This window comes from Okeania sp. SIO3B5 (genome assembly GCF_010692555.1).
Lineage (GTDB): Bacteria > Cyanobacteriota > Cyanobacteriia > Cyanobacteriales > Microcoleaceae > Okeania.
In genome coordinates this window covers 1-17,731 of the sequence record NZ_JAAHHG010000038.1, presented here as the reverse complement: position 1 = coordinate 17,731, position 17,731 = coordinate 1, and the positions used below count along the sequence as shown (strand labels likewise).

13 protein-coding genes are annotated in these 17,731 nt (G+C 33.8%); 6 read left to right on the top strand and 7 right to left on the bottom strand.

Features of this window, described 5'->3' with window-relative positions:
- Window positions 1-206: 206 nt before the first annotated feature.
- The 3 genes from F6K54_RS08180 (at window position 207) to F6K54_RS08170 (ending at window position 3,103) form a co-directional block, all read left to right on the top strand.
- Complete coding sequence (locus F6K54_RS08180) at window positions 207-920, top strand: class I SAM-dependent methyltransferase (RefSeq protein WP_293076348.1); 714 nt, start codon at window positions 207-209, stop codon at window positions 918-920.
- Between the two features lie 265 nt (window positions 921-1,185).
- A complete protein-coding gene (locus tag F6K54_RS08175) occupies window positions 1,186-1,719 on the top strand; it encodes a hypothetical protein (protein ID WP_293076346.1) in 534 nt (177 codons plus the stop codon).
- A 19-nt stretch (window positions 1,720-1,738) separates the two neighbouring features.
- Entirely contained in the window at window positions 1,739-3,103 is a 1,365-nt protein-coding gene (locus F6K54_RS08170) for an aspartate aminotransferase family protein (RefSeq protein ID WP_293076344.1), read from the top strand.
- Between the two features lie 288 nt (window positions 3,104-3,391).
- On the opposite strand, the gene F6K54_RS08165 is transcribed toward F6K54_RS08170, so the two are convergent.
- From F6K54_RS08165 to F6K54_RS08150, 4 genes are all read right to left on the bottom strand, one after another.
- Window positions 3,392-4,471: a hypothetical protein gene (locus F6K54_RS08165; RefSeq protein ID WP_293076342.1), complete on the bottom strand. Its 1,080-nt coding sequence runs from the start codon at window positions 4,469-4,471 to the stop codon at window positions 3,392-3,394.
- A 100-nt stretch (window positions 4,472-4,571) separates the two neighbouring features.
- Complete coding sequence (locus F6K54_RS08160) at window positions 4,572-6,845, bottom strand: CHAT domain-containing protein (protein WP_293076340.1); 2,274 nt, start codon at window positions 6,843-6,845, stop codon at window positions 4,572-4,574.
- A gap of 374 nt (window positions 6,846-7,219) precedes the next feature.
- Entirely contained in the window at window positions 7,220-8,260 is a 1,041-nt protein-coding gene (locus F6K54_RS08155; protein WP_293076338.1) for a DUF1822 family protein, read from the bottom strand.
- 2 nt (window positions 8,261-8,262) lie between these two features.
- The gene (locus F6K54_RS08150; RefSeq protein WP_293076337.1) at window positions 8,263-8,946 is read right to left on the bottom strand and encodes a hypothetical protein; all 684 of its coding nucleotides are present in this window, start codon (window positions 8,944-8,946) and stop codon (window positions 8,263-8,265) included.
- A gap of 328 nt (window positions 8,947-9,274) precedes the next feature.
- Between F6K54_RS08150 and F6K54_RS08145 the strand changes: the two genes are divergently transcribed.
- Window positions 9,275-9,502 carry a hypothetical protein gene (locus F6K54_RS08145; protein ID WP_293076335.1) on the top strand — a complete coding sequence of 76 codons (228 nt, stop codon included), beginning with the start codon at window positions 9,275-9,277 and terminating at the stop codon, window positions 9,500-9,502.
- Between the two features lie 222 nt (window positions 9,503-9,724).
- Here the strand turns inward: F6K54_RS08145 and F6K54_RS08140 are convergent, their stop codons facing one another.
- Window positions 9,725-11,149: a YdiU family protein gene (locus F6K54_RS08140; RefSeq protein WP_293076333.1), complete on the bottom strand. Its 1,425-nt coding sequence runs from the start codon at window positions 11,147-11,149 to the stop codon at window positions 9,725-9,727.
- 744 nt (window positions 11,150-11,893) lie between these two features.
- On the opposite strand from F6K54_RS08140, the gene F6K54_RS08135 reads away from it, so the two are divergent.
- Entirely contained in the window at window positions 11,894-12,031 is a 138-nt protein-coding gene (locus F6K54_RS08135) for a hypothetical protein (protein WP_293076331.1), read from the top strand.
- A 250-nt stretch (window positions 12,032-12,281) separates the two neighbouring features.
- Here the strand turns inward: F6K54_RS08135 and F6K54_RS08130 are convergent, their stop codons facing one another.
- Window positions 12,282-12,893, bottom strand: a complete 612-nt coding sequence (locus tag F6K54_RS08130; protein WP_293076329.1) for a cupin — start codon at window positions 12,891-12,893, stop codon at window positions 12,282-12,284.
- Window positions 12,894-14,575: 1,682 nt separating this feature from the next.
- Window positions 14,576-16,258 carry an NAD(P)H-quinone oxidoreductase subunit 4 gene (locus tag F6K54_RS08125; RefSeq protein WP_293076327.1) on the bottom strand — a complete coding sequence of 561 codons (1,683 nt, stop codon included), beginning with the start codon at window positions 16,256-16,258 and terminating at the stop codon, window positions 14,576-14,578.
- A gap of 432 nt (window positions 16,259-16,690) precedes the next feature.
- Between F6K54_RS08125 and F6K54_RS08120 the strand changes: the two genes are divergently transcribed.
- Complete coding sequence (locus F6K54_RS08120; protein ID WP_293076325.1) at window positions 16,691-17,392, top strand: hypothetical protein; 702 nt, start codon at window positions 16,691-16,693, stop codon at window positions 17,390-17,392.
- The last annotated feature ends 339 nt before the right edge of the window (window positions 17,393-17,731 follow it).

Below are 17,731 nucleotides of genomic sequence, written 5' to 3'. Positions count from 1 at the left end.
ATATAGACTTTAAAGCCAGCTTTTAGGCGTAGTATAAATTATAATTCAATTTAGTAAAGCTTTTATCTAAAACTAAAAACAATAGCTGATGGCTGATAGCTGACGGCTGAATGCTTACTATCAGCAACCCATTGTGATTGTTGAAGGTTTGATGCAATATGTTTTTGATGAAACAGGTAAATATTATTTAGATACTTTTGCAGGAAATGAACGATCAATATCAAGGACTTGCTAAATTTTACGATCAGTGTGTTTCACAATATAGAAACTATGATGAAATTGCTACTGAACTTGCTCAAGTTATAGGGAAAGCTAGAGATTTATTGGATATCGGAATAGGCACTGGTTTAATAGTAGAAAATTTACTGGAAATTGAACCTAAATATAAAATAACTGGAATTGATACCAGTGAACCTTTATTAGAAGAAGCTCGACAAAGATTAGGAGGAAAAGTTGATTTATATTGTCAAAGTGTTTCTGAATTAGATGTTGGTAAAAAATTCGATGTTGCTTACTCTCGTGGTGGTGCTTGGACGTTTCTTAATACTGAATCCGAAATAATGCTCGGTAGTCATATTTTTAGTTCTGAAGATATACAGAAAAGCTTTAATTGTGTTGCTAAACATCTTCAACCAGGAGGTTTACTAATAATTAGTTGTTCCAATGCTTATGGAAATAGTTTAGTAGAATTGGATAATGGTATTGTTCATAAAAAAATTGCCACTACTGAATTAATTGAAAATGAATATTATGCTCTTCTCAATTATCTTTTTTATCAAAATGAAAAGTTATTAGCGCAAGAAACAGTAAAACTTAAATTACTCAGTTATCAAACTTGTAAGATGATGTTAGAAAAAGCTGGGTTTATCGAAAAAGATATTAAGGCAGGAAAATATTATACCTACTTAAAAACTACTTAAAAATTTGGCGTTGCTGAAATGTAATGGTAAGTAGCTGAAGGTAAGATTGAAAAACTTATGTTTTGCGTTGATACTTAATCTAAAAATCATTACCATTCAGCAACGCCAAAAATTTCAGCACAATATTTTCAGAATATCTAACAAAATACTTAGCTTAGTGTGTCAATATTATTTCGGTGATAAATTTCAGTTTTGAAGTATTCTTTTCCAAGAAAGTAGTTACCAAGTTTTTTGCACCATTAATTACTAAAAGGAAAAACTAATTATGTTAGAGACAAATGATAATAAAGCGCAGTTAAACAAATCAAAAAGAGATTACAAAATAGAAGTTGTCGATAGTGAATTTGTCCTCAACCGTTGGGATGAGATTAAAAAAATTTTAGAATCAGTATTTAGAGATTCCCAGTTTAATGGAGATTCTCAATATGGCGACAAATATTCAAGGAATCGTCCAGTCAATCATACTTGGAAGAATATTACTGAACCCGAGCAAGAAGGTTTAAAGCATATTATCGCTCTGGATTTAGATAATAATATTCTGGGAGCATTTTTTGTGGTTCCGTGTTCTAATCCAGGTGGAGTTATTTATTATCCAAAAGCCGAACGGAAAACAGAAAATGGACAAGAATATTTAGATATTAATATATCCTTTGAGAAAAATGGTGAAATAGTCGATCGGCAAAATCTCAAACTTTTTCTGATGGATTATGATTCTAGTCAAGAAATGTTTGCTGAAGCAGGATTTGAATTTCTTAATACATCTCCTGATGGTGAATACTATATGTATACAAAAAAATAAAATCAAAGCCAATGTTTAGATGATTAATAATCAAATGCTTTCTGAAGATAGACTATCAATTCCACCCTATAATTATCAACCTACTCCATATATTGGTATTTCAAAGCAAAAAGTAATTGAATTAAGAAAACAATACATAAATCCAGTTGTTGCTACCTACTATAAACAACCAATTATGATTGTTGAAGGTTCGATGCAATACGTTTTTGATGAGACAGGGAAACGTTATTTAGATGCCTTTGCAGGAATAGCAACAATTAATGTTGGTCATTGTCATCCTCATGTTGTTAAAGCTGTACAAGAACAATCAGCAAAATTGCAACATTTAACCACACTTTATCTACATCCAACAATTGCTGAATATAGCAAAATGTTAGTAGATAAAATGCCAGATGATTTATCAATGGTTTATTTTGTTAATTCTGGTTCAGAAGCTAATGATTTAGCAATGCTAATGGCGAGGGTTTATACTGAAAATTTTGAGATAATTACCCTGCGCAATGGATATCATGGTATGGGTGGTAATACTATGGGATTAACATCTCAAAGCAGTTGGAAATATTATCCTCCTCATAATTTTGGGATTCATCATGCTTTAAATGCTGATGTTTATAGAGGTCCTTGGAATAATAATGAAAATAATGTTGCTGATAAATATGCTGATGAAATTCAGAATATTATTCAATATGCAACCTGTGGAAAAATTGCTGCTTTTTTTGCTGAATCTATTCAAGGAATGGGGGGAGTAATAGTTTATCCAGATGGTTATTTAAAGAAAGTATCTGATTATGTTCATCAGGCAAAAGGATTATTAATTATTGATGAAATTCAAACTGGTTTTTGTCGAACTGGTAAAGGTTTTTGGGGTTTTGAACTTCAGGATGTTAAACCTGATATTGTCACTTTAGCTAAAGGTATTGGAAATGGATTACCTCTTGCTGCGGTTGTAACAACACCTGAAATTGCTCAAGCATTTACTCAAAAAATGCACTTTAATACATTTGCTGGAAATCCTGTTTCTTGTGCAGCAGGTAAAGCAGTTTTAGAGACAATTGAAAGGGAAAATTTACAGCAAAATTGTTCTATTGTTGGAGATTATTTACTCAAAGGTCTTAATAATTTACAAGAAAAATATGAGTGTATTGGGGATGTTCGTGGTTGTGGATTAATGGTTGGTATTGACTTAGTTAAAAATCGGGAAACAAAAGAACCAAATTCTGAACTTACATCCCAAATTCACGAAGTATCAAAAGATTTAGGATTAATTATTGGAAAAGGTGGTTTATATCGTAATATTTTACGGATTAAACCACCTCTTTGTATTACAAAAGCAGATGTAGATTTTATTATTCAAGTTTTGGATTTTGCTTTGAGTTCTGATTAAGGGAACAGGGAATAGGGAACCCACCCCTCGCCCCTCCCAGGAGGGGAATAATTGAAAATTTATGGATAAGAATTGATTTTATTTTTAATTTCCATCAGGAGTCTAATGAATAATTACTTTCTAAGAGCTTATAGCTGATAGCTGACCGCTGAATGCTATTTCAAAGGAGAGACTTTAAACCTTAATTATTCGGGGAGAGGAAGTCAAATTGTCATTTTTTTTGTTACCAGAACAGTGGGAGCATCTTGCTCCCGCGCCACACATCTCTTGTTCTTTTAGACTATAGTTTTACTCCAAATTACTTGTAGTTTTTAACCACTGAGAAAAATAATAAACTAGACTAGGAACCCAAAAAACTATCCAAATAGTCAAGTTACTATTTAAGCCAAAAAGATCGTTGATACTCTGAGAGAAAAATAGACCAATTATTGTTAAAATTATGAAGGTTGCTATGATTAAGCCTATTCTTTTTAAATCTTGGTTGTTTTCATAAGTTTTCCAACATAGAAAGGTGAGATAAATAGGATATATTAAGAAGGCAAAAGCATCAAAATGACCAATTGCGTTACTAGAACCAAAAATTAGGTTGAGAGTGTTTAAATTATAATAATAACGGAGAGGTATCCAAGTCATAAAAATCACAAATTCAAGGGTTAAAAGATTGATATACTTGTCAAAATTTCGGACTTCCCATTTGGAGTAAATAACAAGAAGAATACAAGATATGATACTAACAGTTGTCATAATCAAGAAAGATAATAGATAAAATACTCTACTAATGGAGAAGAAATTCTTGTGGTTTTCCCATGTAGAATAAGATAAGCTTTTTTTCATTAATGTGTAGTAACCTTGCTTCTGGTCTTGATTAAGAGTATCTTTTTGTTGTCTAAATTTAATGATAGCTTCTTCAATCGTTGATTTCTGAATAGTTAATTTATTTCCTCTAATTACTTCATTAATATCAACGATAATCTCAGGAGTTTTTTTGATTTGTACAATTGTTCCTTGGGGAGGATCATTAATAGTAGATTCTGCTTGATTATTTAACTCCAATAGGAGCATATTATCAGAAGTACCTTCTATATATGTCAAGAAAATAGAAGTTAATATACTTAGCAATAGATATTGAATAAACTTCTTTTTTTCTATTATTAAATTGATAGCTTGATTGAAACTAATCAGCACAATTCCAAAGGCTAATACAGAAAACAGAATCAAGTGAGGGTAAAGTTTAAAATAAAGTAACCATCGACTATTATCACGAAATTCTAAGCCAATACTTAAGGGTAAACAAATAACAGTTATTATAAATGCAGTTATCGTTAAAGCTTGTTGTAAATCTAGGAAATAAATATTTTTTTTATTCATAATTTTTCATATTTTTATTAATTCAAACCAAACCTTAAATATAGTTAAATTTTAAAAAAAAATTCTAATAAATCATCTTTGAAAAAACAACTTTGTGGATTTATTTTGATGATTTATAGTTAGAAAATATATAAATAGACAACCCAGTAAATATGACAAAAATAATCCACGTTCTCGGATCGACAGTATTTAAGCCAAAAATTCGACTAAGTAACTCTGTTTGCGCTCCTAATATAAAATTGGATACAATGAGAACTAGCGTGATAATGATAAGTATCCAATTTTTATTCTGTTGTCGTATAATTCTGTAAACAGTTGATAAAAATAACATAGAGAGAGCAATAGGAGCACATGGATCTAATGGTTGCAACCCTTGAAGGTTGTTATAGTTAAAAATTAGATTTTTAGGTTCGTTGATATAATAAAGTCTAAAAGGTATCCAAAAGAAAATCATAGCTTGAGAAAAAACTAGATTTTCAAAGTATTTAACTTGATTAAAAAATTTTCTTGGATCTTGAACTTGTACCCAAAGAATAAAGAGTATTAAAATGGTAAAAACTATTAGCCAGAAAGTGTAAGCGTAAAACCAGTGACTGATAGAAAGCCAATTTTTTCTTCCTTTCCAAGTCATTTTGTAACCTAATCCAAGATACATTAAGTTATGAAAACCAATGGCTTGTGATTGAGTAATTTTGTTGGTGTCTTTCAACTTCAGATAATTAAATAGAGCTTCTTCAAGGATGGGTTGACTAATTATGATATTGTCTCCATTGATAATATGGTTGATGTCAACAATTTCTGAAGGTATTTCTTTAATGCTATTGAGTTTATTTTGAATAGCTGGGACTCCAATAATTTCTGATTCAGCAGACGGACTTAATTCAAAAAGTAGTATATTAGGTGATGTAACTTCTACATGAAGAAATATGATGGAGATAAATAATGCTATGGGTATTCCCCACTTAAATTGATTGATTTTTTTATTAATTATTTGACCGAAGCATTTGTAAACACTCCAGATAGCTGCCCAAAGAAAACAGATAGGATATATAATCAGATGTGGGTATAATTTGGCATACTGCAAAAATGTTTCAAAGCCAAATTCATAAATAATACTAAGAGGTAAACCAAGTACACCTAAAATTACACCAATAATAATGGGAATTCGTAATTTAAGAGGTAATTGATACTCAGATAAAAAACTTTTCCATGTCGGCAAAGGAATAGCAGGATTTACTACAATTAAAGGAAGAGAATGTCCTCCCGGATATTGATCGGGGTTATTGTATTTTTTTTCTAACTCTTTTCTTGTTTTTCTTACGGCAACAGAAAAAGGTAGATCATGACAGAAAAATTCCAGAAAATTTTCCAGAAAATGTATCGCCATTTCGTCAGGTATTGATTCCTTCATTACGATACTTTGGGGTAAGCGTAATTCAGCAAGTTTATTGGCAATACCTAACCCGTCACAAGAGTTAAAAATAGCCAAATATAATCCCTTATCAATAGCAAACTTTAACTCATTTTCTATATCATCTATGGTGATACCTCTTTCATCATTATTATTTAGATATAAGACCCCTTGACCATTTTCATTAGTTTCACTATGACCTGAATAAAAGATAATATTCCAGCCTTTTTTTTCTTTTAACCTAGCTCTTAATTTTTCTAGAGTAGGTTGCTCTAAAAATTCAAGCTTTGCACCATGTTTCCTCACTTCATTGAGTAATTTTGAGTCTTGATCGAGATTAATATTATCGTTAGCTCCTAAGATAACTAAGATGCGAACTTGGGTATTTTGTTTATTTTCCCACCCTTCCGGTCGTTCATATTCTGACGGACTAATAGCAATTTCTGCTTCAGAATACTCTCTAAAAATCTTCCATTCTAGCCAAGGAAGTTGTTTTAATAAATCGTTATTAGTTTGGATAGTAACAAAAACTTCTCCCGATCTATCAAGGTTTTTAATTAAAAAATAACTAATTTCTGACCAGTTTTCTGACTGAAGCCAATTGTTTAATTCAGTAATCAAATTTTGATAAGATTCCGAACAATTGAGAGGAGTATTTTCTTTATAGTAATCAACATCATAGCTCATTCCATCATCATCATCATCTTCATCAAATACTTGTGATAAATCTTCTTTAATTGCCGTTTTACTATCCCTTTGGGATAAAGGGTATATATTTAGAAAAAATGTATTTTTCCATTTCGTAAGTAATGATTCAAGACTTTCAGGAACTGAATCAACAAGAGATCGTATCTTTGATGGATTATTCTCATTATAAATCGATACTCCTACGCTCAACGATTCCAGTTCACCAGTGGTTTTATTTATCTGTTCAACTAGATCTATGTCAATTTTTTGCGCCATAAATGACTAATTATTCATAATTATTATTTGGTTTTTAAGTAAGGATAATATCATGTATTTATATATACAGCAAATTCCTGGCATAAGAAGTACAGACATTAACAATTAAATGTTCCCAGTGCGGGCATCTTGCCCGCTATGGGTATACCTTACTAAACTGGAATCCACTCTAAAAATCGGGGTTGCACATTATGGAATGATACTGCAAAAAATTGCTTTAGACTTTGACTAAAAAAAACCATTAATTAATCATTCTAGCAATTCTCAAACCCAAAATCCTGTTCATCAAAAATCTAAAATCATTTGTCACTGTGCAACGCCTAAAAATCAGGTATTTTTGTAAATATTAACTAATGAATTTGACAATCTATAGTTTAAGCAACTGGTTGAATACTCGGAAAAGTTTCAGTTTTACTTTTACCCTTTAGAGTGATTTGAACCTGATATAATTTTCCTTTTTCTCTATTACCTTCAAGTTTTTCCAGCCATGTAGTTAGAGATTTGTTAATATTAAGAGGAATAATAAGCTGATTACCTCCTGTTTTAGCTGTAGTTGAGTTGATAACTTTACCAGAGGGTTTTAGTAACGTTAATTCTAAACCAGAGGGTAAGCTTTTTGTAGTTTCTCCACAAGGAAGTAGTTGAAAATAGAGCTTCATTTCTTCATTTTCTCTGCCTTGTTTAATCTCAATGATTAGAGCAAATCTTTGATTATCTAATTCAATTATCTTCCCTCTTTTTAATGGCATAAAAGGAGCAGAAGATTGCTCTTGTTTAGATAGCTGATTAGCATTTCCTCTTCCTCTTCGCCCACTAGAAACTAATATCTTTTTAGGCTCAACCCAATCATCATCTAAAAGTTTTTCCAGGCGTTCCCGATAAGAATTAATTTGGTTAATTTGTTCATCATACAAAACTGTTAATAAATCTTCCAAAGGTTTTAACTCTTCTAAATTAATTTCATCCCTATTTTCATCTAGTTCAACGCTGGAGAAAAAGCCTAATAATTCTGCTTCTTGTAAGTCATTATCAAACTTGACAAAAACATAACCTATTCTGTCTTCTTTCACCTCCTCCGGCAAAACAACCACTTCTTGCTCCGGTAACACAGGACGACACTCCAGATAAACTTCTAAATTAGGAATAAATAAATCTGCCACATCAGAAAAAGCACGTTCGATAGGATTCCACGTGCCCGTTAACTCCACATCAGTTTCTATCTGTACAATATTCAGAAAATTACGCACCGCACACACAGACAAAGTGTTTAAATAAACTTTTGCTCTTTTGTTTGGACTTATTTGTTCAGCAGCAAACTCTTCAGCATGATTATGAGCATCTCTAGTAATAGGTACTTTATGATTATGAGCATCTCTAGTAATAGGTACTTTAATGCCAAAAGTTTCATGTGTCATAATTATTCCTCCTCTAAAGATTTGCGAATTTTTTTATATTGGCGATGAAACCAATTGCGAAGTTGATATTCAGGTGGGATGTCAAATTCTGCTTTAATTTGTTTCCATGTATTTTTTTTAGACAAACGTTGAGCAATTTTTCCAATAGTGCATTCAGGATAATTAGGGGGATGATCTGGAAACGCGCACAACTTTTTGAGTTTTTGTTCTAATTTTTGATGTTCTTCTTCCTGAATAGCTTGCTCCATCGGATCTGCTTCTAACGATGATAGTAAATCCCCCAGAGTATTTTTGTGCTCGCGATCGCCATTCAAAAGAACATCAAGAGATCGTGTCTGTAGTTTTGGTTTTTTCCATAACTCCTTTTCTCTATATTTTAGACGCAGCTTTTGATTAACCCATGTCACCAAACTACTTTGTAAAGATTCCGATTGCTCCTGTGGCTCAAAGTCAGAAGCAATTTGCTGATAAACCTTTACCCAAGTGTCTTGTAAGATCATCCCAAAATCTAGATGCTTCGATCGCGTCAACCCTTTTAATCCTTGGATTTTTTTCAACAGAGGAATAAAAGCTCTCCCACGTCTATCCTCCGGTTGCCGACAAAAGTTTTCGATCAACTCATATAGCTCTCGATCTTCACTGCTACCATTGCAAACAGCACGAATTTTGGCCAAATAGTTATCCATAACTCGTCTTAGTCAATAAATATTTTACCGCCATTATATTAGGCATCTTAAGTTCAAGGCATTTTTGAGTCATCAATCATTAGATTAACTAGACGTACTCCTTATGGTTTGACATGATTTTTAATTAGGCATCATTAAGATTCCTGTATTTCTTTCAAGGTTTTAGATGCGATTGTTGCAGGTTTTTAAATTATTTTTTCTTATTTTGAATCACTTTGTGGTTAAGTTAAACTTATAAATATAGCTATTACCCTTTCAGTTGCAACAAAACCTATTTTTCCACTGAGGGAATACTCATAGATAGCTAGCAAGATTTGGAGAATTAATTATGAGAAAAGAAGTTCAATCACTACTGATCGCCCTAAAATGGCTAAATAGAAATAAAGAGTGGATTTTTAGTGGTGCAGGAGTTGCGATAATTGCTGCCATTATTCCATTTATGTTGCAAATAAACCCATCTAAAGTAGCGGGTGGAGAGATTTGTATCCCACCACCACCGCCACCAGATTTAGAGTGTGCGATTAAAGTCAGCAAAAATTTGTCAAACAAAAAGTAACACAGGACTGACGCATAACTAACACTTATGGTAGGGGTTAACGCCGTTAACTCCTACAAATTTAGTGAATCTGCTAAGAAGACAAATTGATATTATTAGGACTTATATCATGTCCGGATAATAAGTTATAAAAAAAACTTTCTCCCTTCTAACCTTTTCTTTCCTTCTGCCTTCCCCTCCTGGGAGGGGGAGGGGCGAGGGGTGGGTTGCCTTCTGCCTTCTTTAATCACATATTTGCTTCAATAAATCATAAAATGGCTGCCAATTATCCTCTACTGTAATGGGTTCCCATACTGATTCAATAATAGGTCGAATTAAACTTTGTTGAGGATTATATTGTTTCAACCTTTCCACCATTGCTTTTAACTCATCATTAGAATAAGTTTGTAATAAATGATAATAATATTGTCGCCATGGCTCAATTAATTCTGATTGTTCAAAATCAGCCAAAATTTGATTAACATCATCACGCCAATGTGGAGAAAATTGTTTTCTCAATCCTAAAAAGAAATCGTGATAACCAACCTGAGAATCTTCAAGCATTTTAATAGTTAGCTGAAGTAACTTTTCCCCATCTGTTTCAGGCAACTGCTCAAACCCTAACCTATTAATCATTAATTTCCGATATTCAAGCAGATAAAAATCATCAAATTCATCTAAACTTGCCCTCATATTTCCTCGGTCAATAACTGCAGCTAATGCTTCTTGAAGTAAGTGTAAATTTGACTTACAAACTAACGGTTGATGACTGTAACGATAAAGACCAGAATAATCAAAATAAGCTGCTGTAAACTTAGGGTCATAAGTGGGAATAAAAGCATAAGGACCATAATCAAAACTTTCCCCAGTAATTGACATATTATCAGTATTTAATACACCATGACAAAATCCCGCAGCCATCCATTGAGCCACTAATTTTGCAACTCTTTTTACTAATTCTGAGTAGAATAAAAAATAGCGGTTAGCGAAGCTATCCGTTTCGGAATTACTCTGTTCTTTTAATTCAGAATAATAATAATCAATTACATGATCTAATAGCTTTTTAGTTAAGTCGGGACGTTTGAAAAAATGCAACCTTTCAAAAGTACCAAACCGGATATGAGAACTACTAAAACGTACCATCACCGACGAACGAGTAGGAGAAGGTTCATCTCCACGCCATAACCCTTCCCCAGTTTCAATCAAACTAAAACATCGAGAAGTGTTAACCCCATGACGATGTAACATTTCGGCTGCTAATACCTCCCTGACTCCGCCTTTGAGAGTTAGTCTGCCATCCGCACTGCGAGAATAAGGTGTTCTACCAGAACCCTTTGTGCCAAAATCATATAATTCACCATTTACCCCACGCACTTGCCCATAAAGAAAACCCCTACCATCTCCCAAGTAAGGATTATATTCACCAAATTGATAACCGTGATAACGTAGAGCTAAAAAAGGTCCGACACAATGAAATTTACCAAAAGCTTCAATAAAATGCTCATCCTTAACATCTTCAGGAGTTAGCCCTATTTTAGGCAGCAATTTATCATTACGAAACCGCAAAATATGTTGGGGAAATTCAGCAGCAGGTACTTCATCATAATAGTCACCACCTAAAGTCTGGATGGCAGATTCATAGTTGAGCGAAAGGAGAGGATTAGACATTATTTTCTAAGTCAAAAGTTTATAAGTCAAAGGTTATAATTCAAAAGTCAAAAGTCAAAAGTCAAAAGTTATAAGTTATAAGTTATAAGTTACAGCAAATTCCAAGTATATTAAGTACAGATACTAATATTAAATCTTCCCAGTCCGAGCATCTTGCTCGCGAGGAAGCATCTTGCTCGCGTGATTGTACCTCACCAAAGTGGAATACGCTGTATAACTTAATAAGTCAAAAGTAGAATTTTATCGGCTTAAAACTTTTTTTTCGTCATTGCGAACCACAGGGTTTGCACAGCATTCCGGAATGGAAAGCAATCTCACTCAAATTCTAATTTTTTGCACCTCATTTGTTAAGTCCTGTATTTTGTTTATTGGTAAGCATTCAGCTAGCTCGCTGTCAGCTATCAGCTCTCATGAAAGGGTTTAAATGAATATAGACTGTTTTAGCCGACTTTGGTAGTAAGTGTAAATTCTGCCTCAATTACTAAAGCTTTTATCTAAAACTCAAAGGTATCCGCTCAATAAATGGGGGCGGACTACCAGTTTAGGAAGGATTTTACGTCATTTGAGGCAAGTCAATTACATATTTACCCTGGATTATTGAGCGGTTACACTAAAAGCAATAGCTGAACGCTGAAGTGCTGACGGCTGAATGCTTACGTTTATTGCTTTTCAATATATTAACTTCTGCTCAAATTTATAATCTATTTATTATAGTTAAAGTTTTACAAATATGATTATATTACTATGAAAGAAATGACAAAATTGGAAGAAGGCTATCTTATCAGGAATTTTAATCTCTATATTGTTAAAGATACTGCAATAGTTGATAATTTGCTAGAAATTATTACCAAAATATATTTTCCGGTAGTCCTACAACCTTAATATTATTGATTGAAACAGGGATAAATTACCTAATTATGTTAGCTGTTATTACCTCAGCTCCAATTAAAAGAAATAAAAGAAAGAGGATGTATTTAGGTTTCTTTCCTATTCACAGTTTTTTCCACTCCAGCTCTCCCCATCTCCCCATTTCCCCATCTCCCCTCTCCGCGTCCCCGTGTCACCGCGTCTCCGTGTCAAATCTTAAAAGCTCTCCCCATCTCCCCATCTCCCTTCTTCCTTATTTCCTTGTTCAAAACTTCTTAGCTGTTTGTGCAACTGGGTCAAATTCAAACCTTTCAGAAGATTTTGTTTCACCATAAATATTAAAAGTAAATGTAGGCTCATCTCCGATTACTTCTATATTATGAATAGCATTAGAAGTGAAACTAATTAAATCTCCTGGTTGTAATATTTTTTCTCCGACTCTTTCAATTTTATATTTATTTTCTGGGTCAGGATTACGTTTCCAAAAAGTATTTTTTTCCTGGCCTTTTAATACTGCTACTATTCCCCAGGTACCATGATTATGAATTGTTGAAATTGTGCCTGGCATGAATTTTACTGTTTGTACTGTTAAGGGAAATCCTAACTCATCATATAATAAAATAACGGAAGTTCCTGTTTTTTCGCAAAGTTCTGGTTCTTGAGTTTGCAGCCAATATGAATTAGTAATAAATTGTCTAACTAAAAGTCGAATTTTCTGTAGAGAACTCGCTTCATCTATGGCATCTTTTAGAGTATCTTCTAGTTCTGTTAAGAATCTATACAGCCGATAATTTTCTCTTAATAATTTCCATTCATTTACAGTTTCACAAGGTTGACATTGACCATCTTCAGTCAAAAACCAATCTCGATTTTTCATATTGTTTCTCCTCTGGTATTGCTGATGCTTTAGTTAACTATAAGTTGTGAGAATTTAGTAAAAATACTTATATATTATATAGCTACAGTTAATACTAGAATTGTAAGAAAATATGAAATTTTATCTAGTGGGTTGAATTGTAGGTTTTTATAAGAAAAATTGATATTTTACTGTGATAGATTTTACAAACTTTCTAAATAAATTGTTTAAATTTATAACAGGCGATCGCGAACTATTACCGAATCATTAATAATGAATAATGAATAATTAATAATGAATAATTAAGAGTTGATAGTTAATAGTTATTCATTCAACAATTCAGGTTTAAAGCCTCCACTTTTAAGGGGATAAAATAAAAAAAAATCCTTTTAGTCAATCCTCTACTTTTAAGAAGAGGTAATTATTAATTGTTAATTGTTAATTGTTAATTGCTGAAACATCTCCAATAATAAAAAATAAAATTAATTCTCGTACATAAATCATTAATTATTTCCGCTTACCGAAATATTGTGGTTTAAAGCCTCCCTTTTTAAGGGGATAATAAATAAAAAATTTCCTTTAAGTCAATCATTTTCTTTTCCAGGAGAGGTAATTCTAAATTCTAAATTCTTAATTCTAAATTCTTGAATTCCTACTTCCTACTCTCTCTTTTCTGAAGATGTCTATTAGTAGATGCACTATAGGGAAAATTTCAACCCTTGCTAAAAATTTTTGAGTGAGGAGAATTTTAATGCAATTTTAATTCACCTATCTCTTGTTTGTCTTCATAAATATATTGGCGAGCCCATACTATTAGATTCGCATTGCAATGGGGGCAAATAAGTGTTTGACTACTGTCTACCCACTCATAATCTTTATCTGTTGGTGGCAACATGAAAGGAAAAGATAGGGAAGGCAGTTTAAATTTATTTTTGCAGTTTGGGCATTTTCTTGTAGTTACTTTATTTTTTTTATTTTTTTTTACTCATTTTATTTTTTTCAATGCTTTTACCAAAATTTTACCATTTCTCAAAAATAGTACTATACATCAATTTATGAATCCATGAATTGTAGGAGCAAACGGCCTTTTATAGCAGAAGGAAGAAGGAGGAATTCATTAATTGATAATGGATAATTACCTCTCCCTAATATCATGTTCGGATAATCAGTTATAAAAAAACTTTATCCCTTTTAACCCTTTCTTCCCTTCTGCCTTCCCCTCCTGGGAGGGGTTAGGGGTGGGTTGCCTTCTGCCTTCGGACCTCCAAAGTGTAAGTATTCAACCGAACATGGTATAATACCATTTCTCAAAAACTTTTCTACATTTATGGCAGAAAAATCACTCTGACAATTTTTCCGACTACCTCCTCTATAATTCTCCGTTCCTCCTGTCTCCTACTCCAGCAAAAAGACTTTCCATACGCAAACCCTAATATTAATTATTCGGTAAGAAGTAAGAAGGAAGAATCTTGTATTGTCTGAGTTTTAAGCTTTTGATCTGTCCTAAGCTTTGGTTCGACTGCTATAGCAAAGTCCTGGTAGGTGTTTGACAATTAGTGCGAGCATCTTGCTCGCGTCATAAATCATTTTGCAAAAAATTTTGACAAAAAAATAGTAGGGATATTGTATACAACATCCCTACCGTAAAGCAACTAAAATTAATATTTTAAAGCCAAGCTAAAAGCTAATTACCGATCGCTATATTATTTGAAGACACCGGAAATTGACAATACTTCAGACTCAGGCATCTTGGGGAATAATGGTCCTTTTGCAAAGAGTTGAGGATTAGCTTTAGCAAAAGTGTATGATTGACGAACCTGACTATTTACTGCTACTGTTTTCGCATCGTACATCCGAGTTGCCATTTTAGGATATAAACCAATACCAATAATCAAAACCAAGAAACAAGCAGCGATCGCTACTTCTCGTGGCCTTGCATCAGTATAGACAGCATTAGCAGGTAACACACAATTAGTACCGTAACAAACTGCTTCATCTAAAACTTCATTTTCATAAGGAGTATCTTTGAGGATACAAGCAGGTGCTTTACCAGTGCTATAGAACATCTGACGCAACATCGAAAGCAGATAAATAGGTGTCAAAATCAAACCAACTGCTGCGAGGAAAACTGTTACAGTCCGGAAAGTCGAACTATAAACATCGCTGCTAGTTACTCCAACAAATACCATTAGCTCGCTAGCAAACCCACTCATTCCAGGAAGTGCTAAAGATGCCATGGCACTAATAGTAAATAGAGCAAATACTTTTGGCATAACTTGACCAAGACCACCCATTTCGTCCAACTTCAGAGTGTGGAGGCGATCGTAAGTTATACCCGCGAGGAAGAATAATACCGCAGCAATTAAACCGTGGGAAATCATCTGTAGTAAAGCACCGCTCACACCCAAGTCAGTGAAGGAAGCAATACCTAACAAAACAAACCCCATGTGAGCAACAGATGAATAAGCCAAACGGCGCTTCATATTAGACTGGCCGAAAGAGTTCAACCCGCCATAAACAATATTAACGACACCGAGAATTGCTAGTACCGGAGCAAAGTAAACATGAGCATCAGAGAGCATTTCTAAGTTGAGGCGAATTAATCCATATCCACCCATTTTGAGCAATACACCTGCCAGAACCATTGATACAGGTGAAGAAGCTTCGCCGTGAGCATCAGGTAGCCATGTATGTAGAGGGAAAATAGCAAGCTTCACTCCAAAAGCGATTAATAATCCTGCGTAAAGTAGAAGCTCTAGGGTTAGTGGATAATCTCTCAAACCTAGTTCCACCATATCGAAGGTAATATTGCCGCCACCGTATAAGGCCATTCCCAAGGCTGCCACCAGAATAAATATAGAAGCTGCTGCTGTGTAGAGTAAGAATTTTGTTGCAGCATAACGACGTTTTTGGCCACCCCAGATGGAAATTAGCAGATAGACAGGAACTAGCTCTAATTCCCACATAATGAACAGTAGCATTAGGTCTTGGGCTACGAATACTCCTATCTGAGCGGAGTACAGCACCAGCATTAGAAAATAAAAAAGACGTGGTTTGTAGTCTACTTGCCACGCCGAAAATATTGAGAGTGTTGTCACTAGGCCAGCTAGTAGTACCAGTGGCATAGATAAACCGTCTACTGATACTGCCCAACTTAGACCTATCTGAGGGAGCCAGTCATATTTTTCTACGAGTTGAAAAGCTGAGTCGCTGGCATTGTAGTTATTCCAGAAGGCGTAGCACATCAGTGCAAAATCAGTAATTCCTACACCAAGGGCATACCATCTCATGGTTTTTCCGTTCTTATCAGGGATGACGGGAATGAGTAGGGCTGCCAGAAGTGGCAATAGGATTATGGTGGTCAGCCAGGGAAATTGAGTTGCCATAACAGTGAGAACAAATACTTACCTTTGTTTTTTTCCATGTTACTAAACTTTGTAAACGTTTGTAAACAAATATTGAAAAAAATATGAATTTTTATATCTAAAGCTTAACATAAGTTAAACTTATAAACGGTTATTCAAGGCTTGTTTGTGATATAGAATCCATTTGGTATCTTGATAAATATCAAGTTTTTTTAGCTAGGAGTCAGGAGACAGGAGACAGGATACAGGAGTTAAGAGGGAAAAGGGAAGAGGGAAGAGGGAAGAGGTAAGAGGGAAGATGTGGGGAGAGATAATACAAAAAAATCAACACTCCTTCAGATGATTTTTCCTCAAAATTGATGCGCGAAAAGACTTGACTACCATAATTATATAGATCTCAAATGGGTTCTATAGAACACTTACTCATACAATACAAGCTGAATAATAATTTTGATGTCAGGATTTTCTACTAAAAAGATATTATGGATCGCATTATTTGTGGATTTTGTGGCGATCGCTGCTGTTATTTTCCGAGCAATACTATTGGATAAAGGACCATATCGATATTTTGATGAGGGTTCTTTGATTAATTGGTTATCGGGTGTTCAATTATTAATCATTGCTGGAATTAACTGGAAAATTTATCGTTTAAGAATTGGGAGAAAAGAGGTATCTCAGCCTGGAAAGAATTATCAAAGACTTTGGCAGTTTTTGACTTTTGGTTTTGTGTTCTGCGCTTTGGATGAACTAATTCAAATCCATGAGAGGTTAGATAAATTTATTCATTGGATATTTCAAATTCAGGAAACTGCTTTGACTGATAGTATTGACGATTTAATTATTGTGATTTACGGGATTATTGGTTTGTTGGTAATTTATTATTTTCGTCAGGAGTTTTATCAGTATCGAGAGGCTTTTAGTTATTTTAAAATTGCTTTGATTTTAGCTTGTTGTTCCATTGCACTTGATTTTTTCACCCAAGGTCAAGAAATATCAAACTTGTTAACTGAAACTCAAGAAATGCAAAGGGAATGGCTCAGGAGTATTGAGGAAATATTTAAGATTTTTGCTGAAGTATTTTTGATTACTACTTTTTATAAATGTTTGAGAATTGCTCAAAGAATAAAATTTATAGCGCTACGCGCTAGGGAATAGGGAACAGGGAACAGGGAATAGGGAACAGGGAACTGTAAAAGGGTTTTAGGATTGAAAAATGTCCGTGCCCAATTCTTGTAGTGCTATAAAACTTAATAGTAGATATAGCATTTCTCATAAAGATGAACTACATTTACGATCCCCCTAAATCCCCCTTAAAAAGGGGGACTTTGAAAGCTCCCCCCTTTTCAAGGGGGGCGGGGGGGGATCTCATATCATGTTCGGTTGAATACTTACACTTTGGAGGAAGGAAGGCAGAAGGCAACCCACCCCTAACCCCTCCCAGGAGGGGAAGGCAGAAGGGAAGAAAGAGTTCAAAGGGATAAAGTTTTTTTATAA